The sequence below is a fragment of the Sulfuricella sp. T08 genome (genome assembly GCF_000971475.1).
Lineage (GTDB): Bacteria > Pseudomonadota > Gammaproteobacteria > Burkholderiales > Sulfuricellaceae > Sulfuricella.
This window is the reverse complement of sequence record NZ_DF967533.1, coordinates 89,646-111,176: the sequence shown is the minus strand read 5'-3', so window position 1 is coordinate 111,176 and position 21,531 is coordinate 89,646. Positions and strand designations below refer to the sequence as shown.

Annotated in this window: 26 protein-coding genes; 15 read left to right on the top strand and 11 right to left on the bottom strand. The window is 57.5% G+C overall.

Going from position 1 to position 21,531, the window contains the following annotated elements; translation table 11 throughout:
* Positions 1–59 precede the first annotated feature (59 nt).
* Entirely contained in the window at positions 60–1,367 is a 1,308-nt protein-coding gene (gene nosD / locus SCT_RS07650; protein WP_237759628.1) for a nitrous oxide reductase family maturation protein NosD, read from the top strand.
* Here the strand turns inward: nosD and SCT_RS07645 are convergent.
* Positions 1,288–2,202, bottom strand: coding sequence for a diguanylate cyclase (locus tag SCT_RS07645; protein ID WP_059421192.1), 915 nt, complete (start codon positions 2,200–2,202; stop codon positions 1,288–1,290). The two genes, nosD and SCT_RS07645, sit on opposite strands and share 80 nt — an antisense overlap.
* A 447-nt stretch (positions 2,203–2,649) precedes the next feature.
* On the opposite strand from SCT_RS07645, the gene SCT_RS07640 reads away from it, so the two are divergent.
* Positions 2,650–3,333, top strand: a complete 684-nt coding sequence (locus SCT_RS07640) for a hypothetical protein (RefSeq protein WP_059421188.1) — start codon at positions 2,650–2,652, stop codon at positions 3,331–3,333.
* A gap of 151 nt (positions 3,334–3,484) precedes the next feature.
* On the opposite strand, the gene SCT_RS07635 is transcribed toward SCT_RS07640, so the two are convergent.
* Together SCT_RS07635 and SCT_RS07630 are read right to left on the bottom strand one after the other, a co-directional pair.
* On the bottom strand, positions 3,485–4,381 hold the full coding sequence (locus SCT_RS07635; RefSeq protein WP_059421182.1) for a hypothetical protein: 897 nt from the start codon (positions 4,379–4,381) through the stop codon (positions 3,485–3,487).
* A gap of 16 nt (positions 4,382–4,397) precedes the next feature.
* Positions 4,398–4,967: a LemA family protein gene (locus SCT_RS07630; RefSeq protein ID WP_059421180.1), complete on the bottom strand. Its 570-nt coding sequence runs from the start codon at positions 4,965–4,967 to the stop codon at positions 4,398–4,400.
* Between the two features lie 155 nt (positions 4,968–5,122).
* Between SCT_RS07630 and SCT_RS07625 the strand changes: the two genes are divergently transcribed.
* From SCT_RS07625 to SCT_RS07605, 5 genes are all read left to right on the top strand, one after another.
* Entirely contained in the window at positions 5,123–6,172 is a 1,050-nt protein-coding gene (locus SCT_RS07625; protein WP_059421178.1) for a class I fructose-bisphosphate aldolase, read from the top strand.
* Between the two features lie 69 nt (positions 6,173–6,241).
* Positions 6,242–7,309, top strand: coding sequence for an NADH:flavin oxidoreductase/NADH oxidase (locus SCT_RS07620; RefSeq protein ID WP_059421176.1), 1,068 nt, complete (start codon positions 6,242–6,244; stop codon positions 7,307–7,309).
* 93 nt (positions 7,310–7,402) lie between these two features.
* Positions 7,403–8,374 (top strand): ABC transporter substrate-binding protein, encoded by a 972-nt coding sequence (locus SCT_RS07615; protein WP_059421171.1) that lies wholly within the window; start codon positions 7,403–7,405, stop codon positions 8,372–8,374.
* 16 nt (positions 8,375–8,390) lie between these two features.
* Positions 8,391–9,224, top strand: coding sequence for an ABC transporter permease (locus tag SCT_RS07610; RefSeq protein ID WP_059421169.1), 834 nt, complete (start codon positions 8,391–8,393; stop codon positions 9,222–9,224).
* Between the two features lie 2 nt (positions 9,225–9,226).
* Positions 9,227–10,021: an ABC transporter ATP-binding protein gene (locus SCT_RS07605; RefSeq protein ID WP_059421167.1), complete on the top strand. Its 795-nt coding sequence runs from the start codon at positions 9,227–9,229 to the stop codon at positions 10,019–10,021.
* Between the two features lie 18 nt (positions 10,022–10,039).
* Here the strand turns inward: SCT_RS07605 and SCT_RS07600 are convergent, their stop codons facing one another.
* The 4 genes from SCT_RS07600 to SCT_RS07585 form a co-directional block, all read right to left on the bottom strand.
* Positions 10,040–10,858, bottom strand: a complete 819-nt coding sequence (locus SCT_RS07600) for an ABC transporter ATP-binding protein (RefSeq protein ID WP_059421165.1) — start codon at positions 10,856–10,858, stop codon at positions 10,040–10,042.
* Between the two features lie 166 nt (positions 10,859–11,024).
* Positions 11,025–12,230 carry an NAD(P)/FAD-dependent oxidoreductase gene (locus SCT_RS07595; protein WP_059421161.1) on the bottom strand — a complete coding sequence of 402 codons (1,206 nt, stop codon included), beginning with the start codon at positions 12,228–12,230 and terminating at the stop codon, positions 11,025–11,027.
* Positions 12,231–12,420: 190 nt separating this feature from the next.
* On the bottom strand, positions 12,421–12,714 hold the full coding sequence (locus SCT_RS07590) for an HU family DNA-binding protein (RefSeq protein ID WP_059421156.1): 294 nt from the start codon (positions 12,712–12,714) through the stop codon (positions 12,421–12,423).
* 256 nt (positions 12,715–12,970) lie between these two features.
* Positions 12,971–14,599, bottom strand: coding sequence for an MFS transporter (locus tag SCT_RS07585; RefSeq protein ID WP_059421152.1), 1,629 nt, complete (start codon positions 14,597–14,599; stop codon positions 12,971–12,973).
* A gap of 179 nt (positions 14,600–14,778) precedes the next feature.
* On the opposite strand from SCT_RS07585, the gene SCT_RS07580 reads away from it, so the two are divergent.
* The 3 genes from SCT_RS07580 (at position 14,779) to SCT_RS07570 (ending at position 16,383) form a co-directional block, all read left to right on the top strand.
* Positions 14,779–15,339, top strand: a complete 561-nt coding sequence (locus SCT_RS07580; protein ID WP_059421150.1) for a phosphohydrolase — start codon at positions 14,779–14,781, stop codon at positions 15,337–15,339.
* Positions 15,340–15,426: 87 nt separating this feature from the next.
* Complete coding sequence (locus SCT_RS07575) at positions 15,427–15,960, top strand: peroxiredoxin (RefSeq protein ID WP_237759627.1); 534 nt, start codon at positions 15,427–15,429, stop codon at positions 15,958–15,960.
* A gap of 45 nt (positions 15,961–16,005) precedes the next feature.
* On the top strand, positions 16,006–16,383 hold the full coding sequence (locus SCT_RS07570; protein WP_059421140.1) for a YajD family HNH nuclease: 378 nt from the start codon (positions 16,006–16,008) through the stop codon (positions 16,381–16,383).
* A 27-nt stretch (positions 16,384–16,410) separates the two neighbouring features.
* On the opposite strand, the gene SCT_RS07565 is transcribed toward SCT_RS07570, so the two are convergent.
* Positions 16,411–17,031 carry a PolC-type DNA polymerase III gene (locus SCT_RS07565; protein WP_059421138.1) on the bottom strand — a complete coding sequence of 207 codons (621 nt, stop codon included), beginning with the start codon at positions 17,029–17,031 and terminating at the stop codon, positions 16,411–16,413.
* Positions 17,032–17,369: 338 nt separating this feature from the next.
* Complete coding sequence (locus SCT_RS07560; RefSeq protein WP_059421135.1) at positions 17,370–17,699, bottom strand: TusE/DsrC/DsvC family sulfur relay protein; 330 nt, start codon at positions 17,697–17,699, stop codon at positions 17,370–17,372.
* Positions 17,700–17,810: 111 nt separating this feature from the next.
* On the opposite strand from SCT_RS07560, the gene SCT_RS07555 reads away from it, so the two are divergent.
* From SCT_RS07555 to SCT_RS17095, 3 genes are all read left to right on the top strand, one after another.
* Positions 17,811–18,266, top strand: coding sequence for a MarR family winged helix-turn-helix transcriptional regulator (locus SCT_RS07555; RefSeq protein WP_059421134.1), 456 nt, complete (start codon positions 17,811–17,813; stop codon positions 18,264–18,266).
* A gap of 79 nt (positions 18,267–18,345) precedes the next feature.
* Complete coding sequence (locus tag SCT_RS07550; protein WP_009206214.1) at positions 18,346–19,014, top strand: glutathione S-transferase family protein; 669 nt, start codon at positions 18,346–18,348, stop codon at positions 19,012–19,014.
* A gap of 146 nt (positions 19,015–19,160) precedes the next feature.
* Entirely contained in the window at positions 19,161–19,409 is a 249-nt protein-coding gene (locus SCT_RS17095; RefSeq protein WP_144408247.1) for a hypothetical protein, read from the top strand.
* Between the two features lie 38 nt (positions 19,410–19,447).
* Here the strand turns inward: SCT_RS17095 and SCT_RS07545 are convergent, their stop codons facing one another.
* Complete coding sequence (locus SCT_RS07545) at positions 19,448–19,690, bottom strand: hypothetical protein (RefSeq protein ID WP_059421129.1); 243 nt, start codon at positions 19,688–19,690, stop codon at positions 19,448–19,450.
* 18 nt (positions 19,691–19,708) lie between these two features.
* Positions 19,709–20,713 (bottom strand): YafY family protein, encoded by a 1,005-nt coding sequence (locus SCT_RS07540; protein ID WP_059421127.1) that lies wholly within the window; start codon positions 20,711–20,713, stop codon positions 19,709–19,711.
* A 116-nt stretch (positions 20,714–20,829) separates the two neighbouring features.
* On the opposite strand from SCT_RS07540, the gene SCT_RS07535 reads away from it, so the two are divergent.
* Together SCT_RS07535 and SCT_RS07530 are read left to right on the top strand one after the other, a co-directional pair.
* The gene (locus tag SCT_RS07535) at positions 20,830–21,021 is read left to right on the top strand and encodes a hypothetical protein (RefSeq protein WP_059421125.1); all 192 of its coding nucleotides are present in this window, start codon (positions 20,830–20,832) and stop codon (positions 21,019–21,021) included.
* Positions 21,022–21,049: 28 nt separating this feature from the next.
* Complete coding sequence (locus tag SCT_RS07530; RefSeq protein WP_059421124.1) at positions 21,050–21,331, top strand: hypothetical protein; 282 nt, start codon at positions 21,050–21,052, stop codon at positions 21,329–21,331.
* Positions 21,332–21,531 lie beyond the last annotated feature (200 nt).

The window sequence follows — 21,531 nt, the reverse complement described above, 5'->3', positions numbered from 1 at the left end:
ATTGCCAGCGCAGGGAAATTATTGTTACATAGCGAAGATCGTTTAATGCGTGCTCACTTGTGACCCGAATTTTCCTTTTCCTGCTTCTGCTGGCGTGTTCCCTGGCTGTGTCTGCCGCCTATCCTTCCTTTCAGACCCTGATCGACGCCACACCGACCGGGGGAACCTTGCATCCCAAGCCAGGCGTATATGCCGGGCCAGCGCTGATTTCGCGCCAGATCATTGTTGATGGCGGCAGCAAGGTCACAGTGGATGGCGGCGGCACCGGCTCGGTGCTGGTCATTAACGCCAACGGGGCGGTGGTGAGGGGGCTACGGTTGACGAACTCGGGTAGCTCCCATGATCGGTTGGATTCCGGCATCGCGCTGACCGGTAACGGCAACAGTATCGAGGACAACGTGATTGACGGCACGCTCTTCGGCATCAGCCTGAAGCAGGCCAATCAGAACACTTTGCGGCGTAATCGGATCCGCTCCAAACCGGCGGAGCTGGCGATGCGGGGCGAGGCGATCCGCCTGTGGTACAGCATGGACAATCTGGTCGAAGGCAACGACATCGACCAGGCGCGCGACGTCACCCTGATGAATTCGCCACGCAATCGCCTCATCGGTAACCTCATCCGCAACAGCCGCTATGGCATCCACCTGTTTTTTTCGCCGGACAGCGTGGTCGAGAGCAACCACCTCGACCACAATGCCACCGGCGTCATTGTGCTGAATTCAGACCGGGTGAAGCTTCTGCGTAACCGGATTTTTCATTCCCTGGGAGTAAGCGGGGCGGGGCTGGCTTTCAAGATGAGCGCTGAAGGACTGGCGGAGGGTAATGAAGTTGTCCACTGTGCGGTGGGTGTGCTGGCCGACTCGCCCATCGAACCGGCTGACAAGACCATATTGCGAGGCAACCGCTTTGCTCACAATGCTATCGGCATCCAGTTCACCGGAGAGCGGGGCGGACATGTTCTGCATGGCAACAGCTTCGAGAGCAATCTTACCCATGTTGCGATGATGTTTGGCAGCGGCGATGCGGGAAAAAACGACTGGCGCGGCAACTACTGGGACGACTATCAGGGTTTCGACCGCAACCATGACGGCATCGGTGATACCCCCTATGACATTTACGCTTATGCCGACCGCATCTGGATGGAGATTCCCCAAGCCAGGTTTTTCCGCAATTCGCCGGTGCTGGAGCTGCTGGATTTTCTCGAACGGCTGGCGCCATTTTCCGCGCCGGACATGCTCCTGCGCGATCCTGCGCCACTGTTTAACAAGCCGGTTACCCATCCCCCGGTTAATCGCCGATCCGCCATAGACAGACCCGATTTCGGCCGGTGGCCTTGGCGCATAGCAACGCATGGTCAGCCATGTTGATGGCGTCCTGAATGGACATTTCCGTGGTCATGATGGCGACCCCGAAAGAGGCCGCTATAGATACTGTCGAATTTCCGCTCTGCAATGGGATGGTATGTTCTGAGAGTTCGGTGCGTATCCGGTTCAGAATCAATTCTGCTTCATCCAGCTGGGTTTCAGGCAGACAGATCAGGAATTCCTCGCCGCCATAGCGGAAGATGGAATCGTATTTGCGCAAGCGGTCAGCGATGAACTGCACCGACTCCTGCAGCACCTGATCTCCGACTGAGTGGCCGTGGTTGTCGTTGACCTCTTTGAAGTGATCGATATCCATCATGCAGATGCAGCAGGGTTGCCCGCTTCTGGTCATGCGCTCCATTTCCGCGGTGAGTTTTGACATCATCGATTGGCGGTTCCAGGCACCGGTCAGGTAATCAGTGGTGCAGATAGTATTCACGATTTCGAACTGCAAACAGCGAACTTCCCATTTGAAGCTGATGGCGCCGTCCATGAATTTATCGTATTCGGCAAGTCCGATTTCGTTCCCAGCGGCTTTTGCCTGCAACAGGGCTCTGGCATCGTCATGCATCATCTTGTGCAGTGCGCCGATTTTCAGGAACACCGGATTTTCGCGCAACGCGGGATAATTATTGCCTTGGTAATACCAGCGGCCAAATTTGCAGTGACAATGCGCTTCTTCAGATAAATCGAACGGTTCAGGCTTTTCCTCGCAGATCAGGGCGCGGTGCAGTGTCTTCATCCAGGTCATATGGTTCATGATGCCGGTGTCCAGATCTCTGAGCATCTGCATGGCATCTTGCGGGGTTGATAAGTGTTGATCGATCATTTTTTTCATGATTGCCTCTGTTGTGATTTTTGTAAAGAACCATACAGATTAAATGCGGTTACAGGGATTCTACATGCGAATTGCCAGTTCTGAAGAGGACTAAATGGGGGGCGGATTCGAGGGGGTAGCTTCGAAAAATATTTCCCTATGAGCCAACGCAATGAAAGAGTCCAGGAAAAGCAATCCGAATCTCACTCATTTGACCATGCAGGGTAGAGCGGCACGGTTCCGGAAGGCCGCGTAAAAGTGGGTCAGAGAAGGGAAGGAATATTGGCAAGGTCTGGTAAAATAAATCAGTCCCCCTGATATTGTTCGCCGGGGCGTGACGGGCACATGCGGCAGGCATGTGCTAGACTAAAAACCGGCAACGCTAGAGTGGAAGCGATCCGTATTTTGCAAGCGGCCCCGTAGCTGCTCGGGCGGTAACAGGACTTTCTTTGACACTGAGGCTGGGCAATGGATGACAAAACGATCGATAAACCCGTCGTTGAAGACGCGTGGCCCGATTCCTCGCGCGCGCCCGGCGCGCGCCATTCTGCGCGTAGTCGTTCATACCGTTCGAGCTCGGAGCTTCACAAGGTGAGTCGTAGGCTGGCGCTGACGGTCGCCCTTTCTGTTTCCCTGTTGGTGCTGCTTTTCGTAATTATATTCTCCGTCATACGAATCGACGGCCTTGTGGAGACAAACGACGCGCTGCAAGCCGAACTCACCAAGACCCGGCTGGAGCTGAGCCTAACGGGTCCTGAACTGGAGCGAACCAGGAAGAATATATCGGAGATGACGAAAGGGCGGCTTCCGCACCTGCTCGACCTGGTGCCGGATAAGGTGCTCCGGATCAATGGCCCCTACCTCAAGAACATCGTCTTCACGGTACTGAATCAAAACGGCGCGAAGAGCTACGAATACAAGCTGGTGATGGAAAACAGTACGGCCAGAACGGTCCGCCCCGCAGCCAGAATATTTTTGTTCGATCGCTACGGCGTCCAGATAGGCAGCGCCGAGGTCGCCGGTCGTGCTGACCTCGCTTCCGGAGAAAGCCGTTCTCAATCCGCCGTGATCGATCGCTTCATCGACGAAGAACCGCACTATTTTTACGTCTCCACCTTGCCTGCCGACAAGCCAACCGGGCTCATTCCATAGTCCTTGCTTTCCGCCGGTTCACCTTTCATGGTGTGCTTGAAAAAACTTAAGCCTCTTGGGCAAGATTTCAGCGTTTCAATAAATTTGAGTTTTTCGACAGAATTGGCACTTTTAAGTCATTCGTAATGTTGAAAATGTGCCTCGAGCTGACTCAGACACCCAGCCAGTAGGCCGTGCCGCCTGTGGCTCCCACGAATGTCAGCAGGTGGAACCAGCCCCACAGCACGTATTTCCTTGCCAGGCGTTCTTCCGGCAGGTTGGAAAGCAGGAACAGCCTGCCGTCCTTCGGCTTGCGCAAGAGGTGTACGCCGTCCTTGAGGCGAATTTCGCCATGCTGCTTCGCCACTTCGCGCTTGGCTGCGAGTACAGCCAGTTCCCACTCGCGCGGATCGATCTGGCCGTCATTGTTGAGGTCGAAACGCTCATGCAGGCTCGCCTTGTCGCGCTTCCACTCGGTGAGCAGGGCGCTGAGGTCGCCCTTGAAATCAAGATCGCTGTTTGGCCCGCCCAGGGTGGTGAATTCACCGATGGCATATAGGGTGTCGAGCGGGGAGAGCAGGTATTCAGTGTAGCGGTAGTCGCCTTTTTTCCACACCTGTTTGTGGCTGGTGATGATCTCTGCGTAGTCCGGATCGATGAAGCACTGGCCGCTGCCGTCGTCGATCAGGATGGTGTCGTCGCTCGAGCCCCGCTCCACGATTTCGTATCCCTTGTCGTCGTTGCGCTCCTGCTCGATGATATAGCGGTACCACACGCAGGGCAGCAGGGTTAGTTTGCTTAGCAGCGGGACGTCATGCGCCTGTTTGGCTCTGCCAGTAAGTTCGACATAGCCCTGGGCGGCTGAAACAATTCGGGAAGTGGGAGTGTCGAGAATCAGGCGGCTGCGGCGCTGGTTGCCGACCCAGGCGAAAAAGCTGATGGCACTGATCAGCCCCAGTATGATGGGCCACGCTTCCCTGCTGTCGATTTGCCAGCCGGCGAAGAGCAGCACCAAATGCCCGCCAGAAGTCAGCAGGTTGACGTAGTGTTGCTTCAGTCCTTCGAACATCGGACCGGCTGGGGGCTCAGCTATTGAACAGCTGTTTGACGTTGACGTCGGTTAATTCCGCGGCATCGAATTCGAGCAGATCGGCAGGCTGAAAATTGAACATGCGCGCCACGACCACGTCTGGGAACTGCTCGATGCGCACGTTGTTGAGGTTGACGCTGTCGTTGTAGAACTCGCGCCGGTCAGCGATGGCGTTTTCCAGGCCGGTGATGCGCCCCTGCAAGTGCTGGAAATTCTCGTTGGCTTTCAGTTCGGGGTAGGCCTCGGCCACCGCGAACAGGTTGCCGAGCAGCCCGCGCAGCGTGCCTTCTGCGGCACCCAGCGCGCCCATGTTGTGGCTCGCGCTGGCGGCAGCGACCTGGGAGCGCGCCTTCATCACTTTTTCCAGGGTTTCCTGCTCGAATTTCATGTACTGCTTGCAGGTTTCCACCAGCTTGGGCAACTCATCGTGGCGCTGCTTGAGGAGTACGTCGATGTTGGCCCAGGCCTTAGCGACGTTGTGTTTGAGGTTGACCAGGCCGTTGTAGAGCATGATGAAATAAATCGCGACGACAGCCAGAATGGCAAGCAGGACAAGAAATCCCATGGCAGTTCCTCATTGTTTTGAATTGGTATTCATGCATTTTGCCGAAATTCATGCCGATTCGCCAGCTTAAGCGGGCATTTCGGGGATGGTCGATCGTTACTGCTATATTTAAAAACGATGAACCTTAATCACTTTGATCAGTAAGGAAAACGAAAATGACCGATATCATCAAGTTGCTGGGCAACGAAGCGGAGAGTTTGCTGGCCTACCAGTGCAAGGGAATTCCCAGGGACATGCTGCACCTGCCGGGGCCGGACTATGTCGATCGGGTAGTGGCACAGAAGGACCGGAAGCCCGGTGTGTTGCGCGCTCTGCAGACGCTGTTCGACCATGGCCGGCTGGCCGGGACGGGCTATATGTCGATCCTGCCTGTTGATCAGGGGGTGGAGCATTCGGGCGGTGCCTCTTTCGCCCCCAACCCGATCTACTTCGACCCGGAAAATATCGTCAGGCTGGCCATCGAGGGCGGCTGCAACGCGGTGGCTTCGACCCTGGGCGTGCTGGGATCAGTGGCGCGCAGGTATGCGCACAAGATCCCGTTCATCGTCAAAATCAACCACAGTGAGATGCTTACCTACCCGGAGATCCACGACCAGACCCTGTTCGCCAGCGTTGACCAGGCTTTCGACATGGGCGCGATGGCGGTGGGTGCTACGGTGTATTACGGCTCGGTCGAGTCGCGGCGGCAGATCATCGAGATCAGCGAGGCCTTTGCGCATGCGCACGAACTCGGCATGGCCACGGTGCTGTGGGCTTACCTGCGCAATTCAGGCTTCAAGAAGGACGGGGTGGATTACCACACCAGTGCCGACCTGACCGGCCAGGCCAACCATCTCGCCGCCACCATCGAGGCCGATATCATCAAGCAGAAGCAGGCCGAGAACAACGGCGGCTATACCGCAATCAAGTTCGGCAAAACCCATCCCAAGGTTTACTCCGAGCTGACCAGCGACCACCCCATCGACTTGGTACGCTACCAGGTCGCCAACTGCTATCTGGGCCGGGCGGGCATGATCAACTCCGGCGGCGCTTCGGGCGAGAACGACCTGGGTCAGGCGGTGCGCACCGCGGTGATCAACAAGCGTGCCGGCGGCATGGGGATGATCTCCGGCCGCAAGGCGTTCCAGAAGCCGATGCAGGATGGCGTGATGTTGCTCAACGCGATACAGGACGTATACTTGTCCGGGGATGTGTCCATTGCCTGATCGCTGGACAAGGGCGGTCACGGACAAAGCCAGGCTGTTGCCTGGCTTGTCGCTTTCAGGAGTGCAAAAATGAGCAAGTTATTCTCGCGCTTCAAGTTGCGCGGTTTGGAGTTTAAAAACCGGATTTTCGTTTCCCCTATGTGCCAGTATTCGGCGCAGGACGGCATGGCGGATACCTGGCATCTGGTTCATCTGGGCAGCCGCGCCGTCGGCGGGGCCGGCCTGGTGATGGTGGAGGCCAGCGCAATCGCGCCCGAGGGGCGCATCTCGCCCTACGATCTTGGCCTCTGGTCAGAGCACCATGCCGAGGCGCTCGCGCCGATCGCACGATTCATCCGCGAGCAGGGCGCGGCACCCGCCATCCAGCTTGCCCATGCCGGGCGCAAGGCGTCGACCGATGCGCCCTGGCTCAGCCGCAGTCCGCTCGGGCCGGAACAGGGCGGCTGGCAGGTGGTTGCTCCCAGCGCCATTCCTTTTGCGCCCGGCTCGCCGTTGCCGCGCGAGTTGGCGGAAGCTGAACTGAGCGGGATCGTGACGTATTTCGTCGATGCCGCCAGCCGCGCTCTGGAAGCGGGCTTCAAGGTAGCTGAAATCCATATGGCGCATGGCTACCTGTTGCACCAATTCCTGTCGCCACTCAGCAATCGCCGCGACGATGCCTACGGCGGCAGCCTGGAAAACCGCGCCCGCTTGCCATTGCGGGTAGCGCAGGCGGTGCGCGCGGCGTGGCCGCAGGATCTGCCGCTGTTCGTGCGCATTTCCGCGACCGACTGGGTGGAGGGCGGCTGGGACTTGGCCCAGTCGCAGCAGCTTTGCCGCTGGCTGAAAGAGGAGGGTATCGACCTGATCGACTGCTCCAGCGGCGGCTTGACTCCTGATGCCAGAATTCCGGCCGGCCCCGGCTTTCAGGCTCCTTTCGCGGCCGCCATCCGGCAGGAAGCGGGGATCGCTGTCGGGGCTGTCGGTCTCATCACCGCGCCCGAACAGGCCGAGCAAATCGTGGCGACCGGCCTGGCCGACGTGGTTTTCCTCGCCCGCGAACTGCTGCGCGACCCCTACTGGCCGCTGCATGCGGCGCGCAAACTGGGGGCGGAAGTGCCGTGGCCGTTGCAATATGAACGGGCCAGGCCGGCGTAATAAGTCCCCTGCTAGGGCGAGAAGGATGGCTGAGGGTATAATCTTTATTGGCGGCGCGGCGCGCTTTTGTTTCAAATTTGTGAGGGGGTATACATGAAATTATCGAAATTAATTCTGCTGGCATGCACCCTGTTTTTCGCGCTCGGCGCGCAGGCCGCGCCGGATGTGGTCAGGCTCGGCAATCTCAAGTTCGCCCATTATGGGGCGGTTTCCTACATGAAGGAACTGGCGCCGAAATACAACCTGAAGATCGAGGAGCGGGTATTTGCCAAGGGTCTGGACATCCTGCCGGCAACCATCGCCGGCGAGATCGACATTGCGGCGAGCGCGCTGGATGCGGCCGTCGCCGGCCGTTCTAGTGGCGTGCCGATATACGTGGTGGCGGGATTTGCCAAGGGTGGGGCGCGTATCGTCGCCCGCCCCGACCTGAACATCAAGTCGGTGGTTGACCTCAAGGGCAAGAAGGTGGGCGTGGCGCGTGGCGGGGCGCAGGAACTGCTGCTGGCAGCCGAGTTGGCCAAGCACAATTTGACCTGGTCCGATCAGCCTGGCAAGGACGTGCAGATATTCTTCATGCCGTTCGCCGACCTGAACCAGGCTCTGATGCAGAAAAATATTGACGCCATGTGCCAGTCCGAGCCGCAATCCTCCCAGGCCATCAACAAGGGTTACGGGGTGGAAGTGCTGAAGCCTTACGACACGGCCATGGGCGAGCCGGTGCGAGCGCTGGTGATGACCGAGAAGATGTATAACGAGAAGCGCGACATCGCCGAGCGGGTCCTCAAGCTGTTCGTGGAAGCGACCCGGACTTTCCTGGACAACCCCAAGCTGGCGGAAAAATACGTGCGCGAGCAGATGTTCAAGAATCAGATCAGCAGCGAAGACTACCAGGACGCCATGAGCAATGCTTCCTTCACTTATGATATCAGCCTCGACCACGTCCAGATTACTACCGACCTGATGAAAAAATACGGCGTCGGCAGGATGGCCAATCCGCCGCTGGCGAAGGACTGGGTGCGGCTCGATCTGCTCGACAAGGCGAAGAAAGAGTTGAAGGTAAAATAAGGTGGTGCGGGCAACGATGAAAAATTCCTTTCAGGCAAAAATGTTCGAGACCCTGCAAGGCTTCCTGGTGCCTATCGTGTTGCTGGCGTTGTGGCAGTGGCTGTCGACGCAAGCGATCGTCAATCCACAAATTCTGCCAGCACCCACTGCGGTGCTGGCGAAGTGGTGGGAATATCTGAAGCCACAGGAGCTTTTCGATCCGGCACAATCGAGCTATCTGGCATGGTTATTTTCCGGCGAGCTGATCCGTGACGCCTACGCCAGCCTCTACCGCGTGGTGGTGGGGTTTCTTGTCGGCGCTGTTCTGGCGTTGCCTCTGGGTCTCATGATGGGTGCGAACGACCGCATCTACAAGCTGTTCAATCCTCTGATCCAGGTGTTTCGGCCGATTCCGCCGATTGCTTTCATCCCGCTGTCGATCCTGTGGTTCGGTCTGGGCAACCCGCCGGCGATTTTCCTCATTGTCATCGGCGCATTTTTCCCGATCCTGATGAACACCATCGCCGGTGTGCGCCATGTCGACGGCATCTACATCCGCGCCGCGCGCAGCCTGGGCGCTAGCCAGACCACCATGTTCCTGCGCGTGATGCTGCCGGCCGCCACGCCCTACATCCTGACCGGAGCCCGGATCGGCGTCGGCACCGCCTTTATCGTGGTGATCGTGGCGGAAATGATCGCCGTCAACAATGGCCTCGGCTACCGGATTCTGGAAGCGCGCGAGTTCTTCTGGTCGGACAAGATCATCGCCGGCATGTTCAGTATCGGCCTGCTCGGGCTGGCCATCGACACCGGCATGAACCGTCTCAATAATTATCTGCTCAAGTGGCACCGGGGTATCGAAAGCAACTGACCATGCAACCCCATATCCAGATCGGCAAAGTAAGCAAGGTATTCAGCACCGGCGACCGCGAAGTGGTGGCGCTGGACGACATCAACCTGGATGTCCGGCGCGGGGAGTTCGTTTGCCTGCTCGGGCCTTCCGGCTGCGGCAAGTCCACCCTGCTCAACGCTGTCGCCGGCTTTTCGCCGCCCACCACCGGCACCATCCTCGTCGATGGCGAGCCGGTGCAGGCGCCTGGGCCGGATCGCGGCATGGTGTTTCAGGAATATGCCCTGTTCCCGTGGATGACGGTGGAGAAGAATATCGCCTTCGGCCTCGAGATCAAGAAGAAGCCCAAGGCGCAGATCAGGGAGAAAGTGGGGGCGCTTCTGGAAATGCTGAAATTGCAGGACTTCCGCGACCGCTACCCGAAAGACCTGTCCGGCGGCATGCGCCAGCGCGTCGCGATCGCCCGCGTGCTGGCGCTGGATTCGCCGATCATGCTGATGGACGAGCCGTTCGGCGCGCTTGACTCGCTCACCCGGCGCAATCTCCAGGATGAGCTGCTGCGGATCTGGACGGAATACAAGAAGACCATCATCTTCGTCACCCACAGCATCGAGGAATCCATCTACCTTGCCGACCGGATCGTCGTCATGACTTATCGCCCCGGCAAGATCAAGAAGGATGTCAGCGTCGCCATGCCGCGCTCGCGCGACCCCAGTTCAGCCGAGTTCAACGAGCTGAAGAAAGAACTGTCGCTGCTGGTGATGGAAGAGCAAAGCCGGCACAACCAGGAAGAAATCAAGGCACCCACCGCCGACTGATGAGCCGGATGTATTGTCTCAAGCGCCTTTATTCTTGAACTCCAGATCCTTGGAGTAAGGGCTGCTCGGGTACTGGAAGCCGACGGGTCCGTCCGGTTCCGCATGGACGAACTGGTGGACGAACGGGTCGGTAGAAGCCAGCATTTCTGCCGCCGCACCCTCGGCCACCACCACGCCGTCATTGATGAAGTAGACGTAGTCGACGACCTTCAGGGATTCCGATACGTCGTAGGTCACCACTACCGAGGTTACGCCCAGCGCATCGTTCAGGCGCCGGATCAGGTTTGCGATGGTGTTGAGCGAGATCGGGTCGAGGCCGGCGAAGGGCTCGTCGTAAATGATCAGCGTCGGGTCCAGGGCGATTGCGCGCGCCAGAGCCACACGCCGCTCCATTCCGCCCGACAACTCGCTCGGCATCAGGGCGTGAGCGCCGCGCAGGCCGACTGCATGGAGTTTCATCAACACCAGATCGCGGATCACCCCCTCCGGGAGATCAGTGTGTTCGCGCATCGGGAACGCAATATTGTCGAAAACCGACAGATCGCTGAATAGCCCGCTCACCTGGAACATCATGCCCATTTCCCGGCGCATGGCGTACAGACCATCATTGTCGAGTTCGTGGATGACCTTGCCTTCAACCTTGACACTGCCGCTCGATGGCCTGAGCTGCCCGCCGACATGGCGAAGCAGCGTGGACTTGCCGCACCCGCTCACCCCCAGAATGGCGACGATTTTTCCGCGCGGAATGGTGAGGTTGATGCCTTTAAGTATCGGTCTGCTGCCGTATGCGAAATGGAGATCGCTGATCTCGACCAGGTTTTCCGGGGATTGCTCCAAAACTTTCGCCTCCTTGCTGGCTAATTTGAAACTCGCGAAGCGAGACTTCGTCCCTCTCTCCTAGCTCTCTCCCTCCGGGAGAGAGCTAGGAGAGAGGGAAAGGGTCATAGTCTGAATGACATTATTCATTATCTTATCGCATGTTCATTCCGGTGCGCGTAATTTACTACGCAACTTGGCCCGCCACCCAGCCCGAAGACCACGCCCACTGGAAGTTGTAGCCGCCTAGCCAGCCGGTGACGTCAACCACTTCGCCGATGAAATAGAGCCCTGGCGCCGGCTTGGCCTCCATGGTTTTCGACGAAAGTTCGACGGTGTCTACGCCGCCCAGCGTGACTTCGGCCTTGGCGTAGCCCAGCGTGCCGGATGGCAGCAGCGCCCATCCCTTAAGGGCCTGCGCGGCGGCATCGAGTTCACGCTGGGAAAGTTCGTTCACCGGCTTGGCCCAGCCGAACAGCGCGCACCATTCATGCGCAAAGCGGCGCGGCAGCCGTTCAGCAAGCAGATTGGACAGCAACGCCTTGCTGCGGTGATGCTCCGCCAGCCAGGCAGCCGCGTCGAGATCCGGCAGCAGGTCGATTTCAACCGGCTGCTTCTTTCCGCCGCCATATTCCTGCATCTGCCAGTAGCTCGAAATCTGCAGGATGGCCGGGCCGGATAGGCCGCGGTGCGTGATCAGCACATTTTCACGGAATGAGCCGCCGGCGCAGTGGGTGCCGGCATCAAGCGATGCGCCGGCAAGCGGCTTGAGCGGGCCCAGCGTCTCCGGCGCGAGCGCCAGCGGCACCAGCGCGGGCTTGGGAGGCACCACGCGCAGGCCGAATTGTTCCGCGATCTTGTAGCCGAAGGGGCTGGCACCGATTTTCGGGGCGGCGAGGCCGCCGGTGGCGATAACCAGCGACTGGCAGCGAAAGCTGCCGAGTTCGGTGGCGACCGCAAAGCGCAAGCCTTCCTCATGGTTTTCGATGCGCTCGATGTGGAGCACTGCGCACGGCATCGCCCACTGTACCCCCGCGTCGTCGCAGCCGTCCTTGAGCATGGCTATGATGTCTTGCGCCGACTCGTCGCAGAAAAGCTGGCCGTGCTCCCTCTCGTGGTAAGCGATGCGGCGCTTTTCAATCATCGTAATGAAGTCGCGCTGCGAAAAACGGGCGAGCGCCGAGCGGCAGAAATGCGGGTTCTGCGAGAGATAATTCTCTGCGCCGACGTTGCGGTTGGTGAAATTGCAGCGCCCGCCGCCGGAAATACGGATGCGCTCGCCGAGTTTGGCCGAGTGGTCGATGATCAATACACGCCGGCCACGGCGTCCGGCCTGTGCGGCACACATCATGCCGGCGGCACCGGCGCCGATTACGATGACATCGAAGCGCATGGAAGGCGAAATGGTTGAAGCGATAGGGAGAATGCTGTTGCCGTGAAGTCGAAACGGCTGGATTCTGTACTTGTTACTGCGTTTTGAAGCGGCATGATCGGGTAACGCGGGTTGCGGAGATGCTGCGCAAGAGGGGTGTTGCTGAAAGAAGAAGGGCGGCCGAAGAGGCCGCCCTCATGAACACTTTTTATTACTTCTTCTTGGCTTTGACGCCGGCAACAGCATCTTTCAGCTTGCTGCCAACCTTGAATTTGGCGACTTTCTTTGCAGGAATCTTCAGTTCCTTGCCGGTGGCAGGGTTGCGGCCAGTGCGTGCGGCGCGCTCTTCAACGGCAAAGGTGCCGAAGCCGATCAGCTGGACATTGTTGCCCTTGGCCATGGCACTCTGGACAGTGGCCATCAGTGCGTTCAGGGTGTCTTCGGTCTGGGCCTTGGTTTGTTTGGTGGATTTTGCTACGGCATCGATCAGTTCTGCTTTGTTCATGGTGTTAGCTCCCGTTGTGGTTGATTAAAGCAAACACATTGTAGGGGAAATTTGACAGCAAGCCAATCGTCATTGAAAAAATGCTGAAGTGATACTTTTTGCAGTGCTGTCGCCGTGTCTATTCGGCTGGAAGCACCGGTAAGGTTATAAGGTCCTCTTTTTGCCAGCTTCATGAGATCGTCCACCACCTTCCTCCGGAATGGCGCGAAGTGTTTACCATAAGATTAAACCCTGGCAACCTTGCCCTGATGATTGTTCAGGAAAGTATATCGGCTGTTCGTCGTGGCCATGCATTCCCTGCAACCAGGTGAGTCACCTTGGGAGGTTCGGCGCCGATATGAAACACCCGCGCCTTCTCGCTGATATCCCGATCTGCAACGGTCACCCGCTCGTGCTGGCGCAAATGTTCAAGCCATGATTCGACCATGAAGCATTCAACGAAGCGTCCTGGGTCTTCGATGTCGTTGAATAGCTCCCACATGAATGCACCGTCGCGTCGCCGGATCCTGCGCATTTGCTGCATGACAGGCGTGAACTCATGCGTTCTTGCCGGATCGATCTGGTATTCCACCGTCACCATCACCGGCCCGCGATCCAGTTCCAGGTCATCGGCCATCATCGGCGTAGCCCAGTGCATCGACGGCGTAAGGTCAGCGACATCGTGCAGGCCGATTCGGTATCGCCACGTTGCGCCGATCCCGGCCAGCGCTCCGATGGCTGCCACCGTCAGAGTTTCTGGAATGCCGATCCACGAGGCAACCTGCCCCCAGAGTGCGCTACCCACCGCCATGCCTCCCGTGAATACGACCCAGAAGAAAGCCAGTCCGCGCGCCCGCACCCACCCCGGCAGGGCGGTCTGGGTTGCCGTCATCAGCGACGAAACGATACTGATCCAGGATACGCCCGTAATCAGCATGGCAGCCCCGGCTGCAACCACGTTTCCACTGTGGGCAAGGGCCAGCATGGCAACCGTATAAAGCACGGTGGCGCCTGCCACGATCCTGTCCCGTGATGCACGTCCATGAAGATGCGGCAGCAGCAACCCGCCGCCGATGGCGCCTACGCCCACGCAAGCCAGGAACAGCCCGTAAGTACCGGGGCCGCTGTTCAACTCCTGTCGAACGATCAGGGGCAATAACGCCCAGGAAGCGCTGGCGAACACAAAAAAGGCAATACCCCGAGCGAGCACCGCCTGCAATTCCGGGGAATGTCGCGCATAGCGCAATCCGGCGCGGATCGCGCCGATGAGTCGTTCTGCGGGTAATTCGCTTTCCCTGGTCGGGCGCTGCCAGCTTTTCAGTGCGGCTATGGTGGCGAGGAATGAAATCGCATTCAGGATAAAGACGAATCCAGACCCGGCTACGGCAACGATCAACCCGGCCAGCGCCGGGCCGACGGATCGGGACAGGTTCATGCCGATGGTGTTGAGGCTGATAGCGGCGTGGAGTTCGGCACGCGGAACCAGTTCCGGCGTGATCGCACCCCATGCCGGCATCATCATTGCGGAGCCTATTCCAAGCGCGAAAGTAAAAACCAGCAGCAGGGGTGCAGTCGTCAATCCGGCCAAGGTCAGTGCACCCAGAATTGCCGCAACGATCATCATCCAGACCTGTGTTGCGATCAGGTAGCGCCGCCGGTCGACGATATCTGCAAGCGCACCTGCGGGCAGCGCCAGCAGGAATACCGGCGCTGCCGTGGCTGCCTGAACCAGTGCCACCATCAGGGGAGTGGGTGCGAGCGATGTCATCAGCCAGCCGGCACCGACTTCGTGCATCCACGAACCAGTGTTGGAGAAAACCGAGGCTATCCACAGCATCCGGTACACTCGGTGCTGCAGCGGCGCCCATGGGGTTGCTGCCGGGATTTTTTTAATGTGGGTGCTCATCGTATCTGGATTGCAGTTGCAGCCATGCCGTACCGCGCACTCTGTTATTTACTATATATAGATTAATCCAACCTGGCCTTTTCTGGCTATCCATCGATCAGCCCCCTTGTGGCTCACGTGGTGAGCCTGAAGAGTGGCATACTTTAAATTAAATCGAATAGCCACCACCTGGATTATCAATGAGCAAACTTTACGTCTCGACCTACCTGGGCAACCGGTTCTATCCGCTGGAGCCGCGCATCGACGATGTGGATATCGAAGACATCGCGCACGGCCTCGCCTACCAGTGCCGTTTCAACGGCCAGACCAAAGCCTTCTATTCGGTCGCCCAGCACAGCCTGATCGTCGCCTCGCTGGTGCCGGAAAAGCTGCGCTTCGCCGCCTTGCTCCATGACTCCGCCGAGGCCTACCTCGGGGACATGGTGAAGCCGCTCAAGGTGCTGTTGCCCGCCTTTTCGGAAATCGAGGATAACGTCAGCCGCATCATCGGCGAGCGCTTCGGGGTCGACCTGAACCACAATCCCGTCGTCAAGAAAGCCGACCTGATCGCGCTGGCCACGGAAAAACGCGACCTGATGCCGTATTCCGTTGAAGAATGGGCTAATCTGATCGGGGTGGAGCCAATGGAGGAGGCGATATTGCCCATGCCGCCGGATGTGGCCAAGCAGGAATTCATCAGGGAGTTTGAGCGGATGTACACAGGTGCCAGGCGGTCTGGCCTTGGGGGCGCGAGTTCCTGATCTCTGCGGCTTGCGCAATGGGGTGCTCCACCTTACGCGTACTGATCTACAATCTTAAGTAATTGAGCCTGGTTATGGAGAATTTCTGTGAAAATACTTGCTGTTTCACTGGCATTGCTTGCAGTTGTCGTGTTGTGGATGCGCTTTGCTTACGCGGGCGAACTGCCTCAGGTTGGACAGCCTGCCCCCTTGTTCAGCCTTCCCGACCAGAACGGCAAGGTGCATACGCTGGACGATTACAAGGGGCGCTGGCTGGTGCTCTATTTTTATCCCAAGGACGATACGCCGGGGTGCACGCAAGAAGCTTGCGAGTTTCGTGACGATCTTCACAAGCTCACCGCACTCGGGGCGCAGGTCATCGGCGTGAGTGTTGACGACAGCGCCTCGCACGCTGAATTCGCCAGGAAATACCATTTGCCGTTTCCGCTGCTTGCCGACAAGGACGGCAGAGTCGCCAACAGTTACGGCGCTCTGTGGAATCTTGGCCTGATCAAGTTTGCCAGGCGCTACACTTTCTTGATCGATACGCAGGGCAGGGTCGCCAGGAGCTACCTCAAGGTCGACACTTCCCGCCATTCCGGGGAGATCGTGGACGACCTGACCCGATTGAAGGGCAACTGATATTGCTGATATAGTTTCAGCCAACAATTCAGCCAGCCAACAGCCATGACCAAACATACTATTCCGGATCACGCGCGGCTCGACCGCGTTATCGCCGAAGCCCGCCGGCACAGCAGCGAGCGTGAGGCTACTTATCGCGAGCGGGCACTCAAATTATTTCCATGGATTTGCGGGCGGTGTGGTCGAGAATTTGCCGGGGTGCGCCTGAAAGAATTGACGGTGCACCACAAAGACCACAATCACGACAACAATCCGCTGGATGGCAGCAACTGGGAATTGCTCTGCCTGTATTGCCACGACAACGAGCATTCCCGCGTTATGGATGAGGCAGTCAGGGGGAGAAACTCCGGAGATCAGGCGTCCGTGGCAACCCATAATCCATTTGCCGACCTGAAAGCGAAGCTGGAAGGGAAGAAGGGGTGATGGCCCTTGGTCAAACCTGATAGCTGATTACAGGCCGAGCCTGCATTTGGCGCGCTCAACGCAGCTATTCATCTGCGCCTTCGGCGCCTTCTGCAGCGCACGCAAAAATTCGTGCGGAACGGCGCTCAGGCTGTATTGCTGCTGGATATCCGACACCATTTTTACCCACAGATGGGCGGTCATTTCCGCGTCAGCCAGGGCACGGTGATGGCGGGCCGCCGAGGGTAACCCCAGATGCCTGACCAGCGTTCCCAGCTTGTGATCAGGCGCAGCCGGATAAATCCGGCGAGCCAGCAACATCGAACAGGCAAACTCCTGTCGCCGCCGCTGGTTGATCCTCAACCACTCGGCATCCAGAAACCGGCTGTCGAACGAAGCATTGTGCGCCACCAGGGGCACGTCGCCGACAAACTCCGCCAGCGCACCCATCACCTCAGTTGCCGGCGGTGCCTTGCGGATCATGGCGTTGGATATCCCGGTCAGCGCTTCGATGAACGCAGGAATGCGCGCACCTGTATTCATCAGGCTTTGGTAGCGATCGACGATCTTGCCGTCATCCACGATAACCACCGCGACCTCGGTCGCCCGGTCTCCCATGGCAGGCGATAGCCCCGTTGTTTCAAAGTCGATGACCGCTACGGTCTCCATGCATATCCTGTTGAATGGCAATAATTTCAGACGGAATCATACCTTGAGCCTTCTGGCCGGGATAGTGATATCAGGACGAAGCGGAACACAAATGGATTTTTGGTTTTGAGGGAGGGATGGAGATGGAGAGAGAACTGATAACAAATCGAAGCTGAACCCGTTTGGTTCGATGGATCGAACCAATCTGAGTAAGAGCGTCGGCCTAGGCAATCTCATTGCAACCGATCAGGACGCCTTCGGGTGCTTGCGCGTCGCGATTGACGCCAGAATCGACCGGCCGGAACAACCGTCTGGAACAAAATGCCTGTAGCCGCAACCCGACGGAACCAACCAGCCAATCAGCCCGTACTCCAGCCCCGCGGCCGCTTCATGCCAGCGATCTTGCATGCCTGCTTCACATAACCGTAGGGAAACATCTCGAACAGTTTGTTGCGCGACGCCGTTCCCAACCGCTCCGCCAGATGCTTGATCACATAGCGGGCGTCGGGCGCGATCTGGCGCTCCTCGTAAAACCCGCGCATAAAGCGGATCACGTCCCAGTGGTCTTCCGTCAACTGGATGTTTTCCTGGCGGGCAAATTCTTCCGCCAGTTCCTCGCTCCAGTCCTGCGGGTCAATCAAATAACCCTCGTCATCGATGGCCGGTAATTGTACAAATGCATCCATCATTCACCTCTATGAAAAAAAGGAATCAAATGCCCAGAGGAATTATATATCACAGTTTGATATTATCACAACATGCTATTTTGTGGGTGTTAATAAAACGGGTAGTATTACCTTATGGCTAAAGACGTTCTCAGCAAGAGAGAATTTGAAACCCTCTCCCATTTCAGGTACCAGCTGCGCCGTTTCCTGCGCTTCAGCGAGGAGGTGACACACGGCGATGGCATTACCCATCTTCAATACCTCCTGCTACTCCACATCAAAGGCTATCAGGGCCGGGAATGGGCGACCATCGGAGAACTGGCCGAACGGCTGCAGTCACATCATCACGGTGTTGTTTCCCTGGTGTCGCGCTGCGAGAAACTGGACTTGGTATACCGTGAGCAAGGCAAGGTGGACCGGCGCGAGGTGGAAGTGCATCTCACCCCTAAGGGTGAAAAAACAGTGGAGAAGCTCGCTCGCCTGCACCGCGATGAACTGCTGAAGCTGCAGGGCATCTTCCGGGTGCCCGGCGTTCAAGATCTTGAAGGGGATGGTGCGACCGAGAAGGCGACCCCTGAGCAATCCGCCTGACATGAATATTTTAATATTACTGAGCAACCGTGCTTTTGTTTAGGCGAGTTGCCGCCAACCCTGACAGGAGATTAAGGTCATGCCGAAATTACATCTGGTAAGCCATGAAATTTGCCCGTATGCACAACGTGCAGCCATCGCGCTAATCGAAAAGAACGCCCCGTATGAGCGCACCAATATCGACTTCAACAACAAGCCGGACTGGTTTGGCAAAATTTCTCCGCTCGGCAAGGTGCCGCTGCTTCAGGTCGACGACGAGGTCATTTTCGAATCCGCCGTCATCTGCGAATACCTGGACGAAACGATTGCTCCGCGCCTGCATCCTGAAGATCCGCTGAAGCGCGCGCAGCACCGTGCATGGATCGAGTTCGGCTCGGTGCTCCTGGGCACGATCTGGGAGTTCAATACCACAAAAGACGCGGAAGTCTTCGAGGAAAAGCGCAAGGAGCTGCAATCCCGGTTCGAAATGATTGAAAATGTTTTGCAGGAAGGGCCTTATTTCGCCGGCAAGAACTTCTCGCTGGTCGATGCGGCTTTTGGCCCGATCTTCCGCTATTTCGACGTGTATGACGGTATTGCCGACTTTGGTGTATTTGCCAACACGCCCAAGGTGCGCGCATGGCGGCAAGCCCTGGCGATGCGCCCTTCAGTCAGGAATGCGGTAGCTGCCGACTACCCGCAGAAACTCATGAATTTCATTAAAAGCCGTGACTCCGAGCTCGCGCGGCGCATGGCTGCTGTAGCATAGTCAGGGTCCGCGATGCCTTGGCTTCCGCAGCTTCAAAAGCGGCTTTCCTGATGTATCAATCAAGGGCTGACCTGGTAGGGCGTATTTGACAATTGGCGGGCTTCGTAATAAATAGTGAATGCCTTTAGTGGATACATGGATATGTGATGAGCAATAAAAACACCAAGCCAGGAAATGGGGAAGACCGGCGTGCTAAAAGCCGGCGAAACAAAGAATCAGGCCCACCTCCTGGCTGGAAGGAGCGTCGCCTTTCCACCGAGAAACGGCAGCCAGAAGTGGCTGAAGGTTCTTTGGAAGAATGGGAGGCATTAATGGGCAAAAGTCACACCCAGGTTGTTACGGAAACTCAGGATGAGTCGGTCTTAACCGATTGGGAAGGCTTGAAGCATCTTTAGGCGTCTCTAAGCTTCGGCCGGCCAGCCCTGCCGGCTGATCAGCCGGTTTCCAGCGTGGTATCCAGCCCGGTCACGGTCATGAGGATATCGTTGGTCAATTCCTCGTCCTCGTCGGTCCAGGTCGCATCCATGTCATTTTCCTCGGTTGCCAGCGGCACGATGTCGAAATCGATGAACCGATCGCCGATTTTCAGCGCCTGTATGCCCGACTTGTGTTCGACAACCTCCCAGTCGTCCGGAATTTCCAGCTCTGCATGGATGCGGACGGTCAGTTTTTTCATGGTGGCATTTCCTGTCGTTTATTGATGCTCTATCCTAGCACGGCTTGAGCCTGTGCCGCCGTAAATACCGGCTGTCTGGTTGACCAGATCGATGATCCTGCGGCGTAGCGTATCAGGCCCCAGCACTTCCACCTCCGGGCCGAATTTCAGGATATCCATCACCAGTTCTCGGTCGTCGCTGTATGGCACGCTTAAACAATAGCGGCCCTGATCGTCGAAGTGCGATTTCTGCTCCGGGTGCCAGGCTTCTCGGCTCACCCAGCGCGCACGTTGCGGCGTGAAACGCAGTTCCGCCCACTTCACCTCCTTGCCGGAGAAAATCCCATAGCCAGTGCCTAATATCTCATCGAGCTCCTGTTCGCTGACATCCAGCGCCTGCTCGTTGATCAGCCGCACCTTGCGGATGGCGTCAAGCGAAAAGCTGCGGATGCCGTTGCGCAGGTGGCACCAGGCATCCAGATACCAGTTGTCCCGGTAATGCGTCAGACGTTGGGGCGACAGCAGCCGATCCTGTGTTTCGTCCCGGCTGCGGGTGTAGTAGCTGATCTCCAGCTTCTTGCGCTGGAGGACGGCAGTCGCGATCGGGGAGAAATGTTCGGGTTCGTAGGAGCGGGCGTTGACGCGCAGGATGCGGATGCGCTTTTCGACCGAATCCATCGGGATATCGGCCGACTCCAGCAGCAGTTTCAAGCGGGTGAGCAGCGGGTCAACATGGGGAGAAAGCAGTCCCGGCCCCAAGTTCTGCAGCAGGTGCTGCATGGTCAGCAGCGCATGAATTTCCGAAGCATTGAACCACAGGCCGGGCAGCTCGTACTTATTCCCGGCCATCGGCTTGTCGAAGCGGTATCCCCCGGCTTCCCGGTCCCAGACGATGGGCGCATTCAGCCTGTCCCGCAGGTATTCGATATCGCGCTTGAACGTGGCGCGTGAAATTTCCAGTTCGCCAAGAAAAACCTCAATGGGAACAATCCTGCGTTCATTCAGCAGCTGGTCGATGCGATAGAAGCGTTCCGTGCGGTCCATGAAATTTCCTGAAATGAATTTCTAGTGGCTCATTCTGTGAGCCACACTATACCTCACAATGCATGAAAGAACGAGAGCACCTATCTGAAAAACTGCACAACTTGACTTGAAAGGGCATGGAAATGGAAAACCATAACGGACTGAAACTGATGATGGCGATACGCCGGATCTGCAACCGTGCGGCAGCGGAAGGAAAAACCACCGTGCGCCCGGCTACGCTGCGCCAGATGGACAAGCAGATCAGCCGGATGCGCAAAACCCTCAAAGCCGGGCTATCCGAAAAGGCTTACACCGCAAGCCTGTTTTGACACCGTAGCATTGAGCAAGGAGAAAAAAATGAAACTAGGCATCGTCAGCAGCCACGCCAGAATGAGCATGAAGCGCCGTGGCATCCCGCCCCAGGCCCTGGAAACGCTGTTCGCCTATGGCCGGATCGAGCATGCGCCTCACGGCAGTCGGGTGGTGTATTTCAGCAGCGTGGGGAAGGCCGCACTGTCCAAATCGCTGCCGCCAAAGCAGATCGACCGCTGGGCGGATATGTACGCCGTGCTTGACTTGCAAAACGAGGTGATCACGGTGGGCTACCGCACCAACCGGATTCGGCGTGCCAAACACTGAATAAAGCGAGATGAAGCTCTGTGTGATGGTTCTGATTTTGGTGATTGATCTTCAGATTGTTTTCCTCTTTTACCACTAAGCAGTTGGTCTATCTACGGTGTCAATGTGGATTAGCGTTGTATTTAATGATTGGTGGGCTATAAAAAGATAACGGCATCCAAATATTGCGGTGACAAGAGTATTTAAAGTTTTGGAATCGC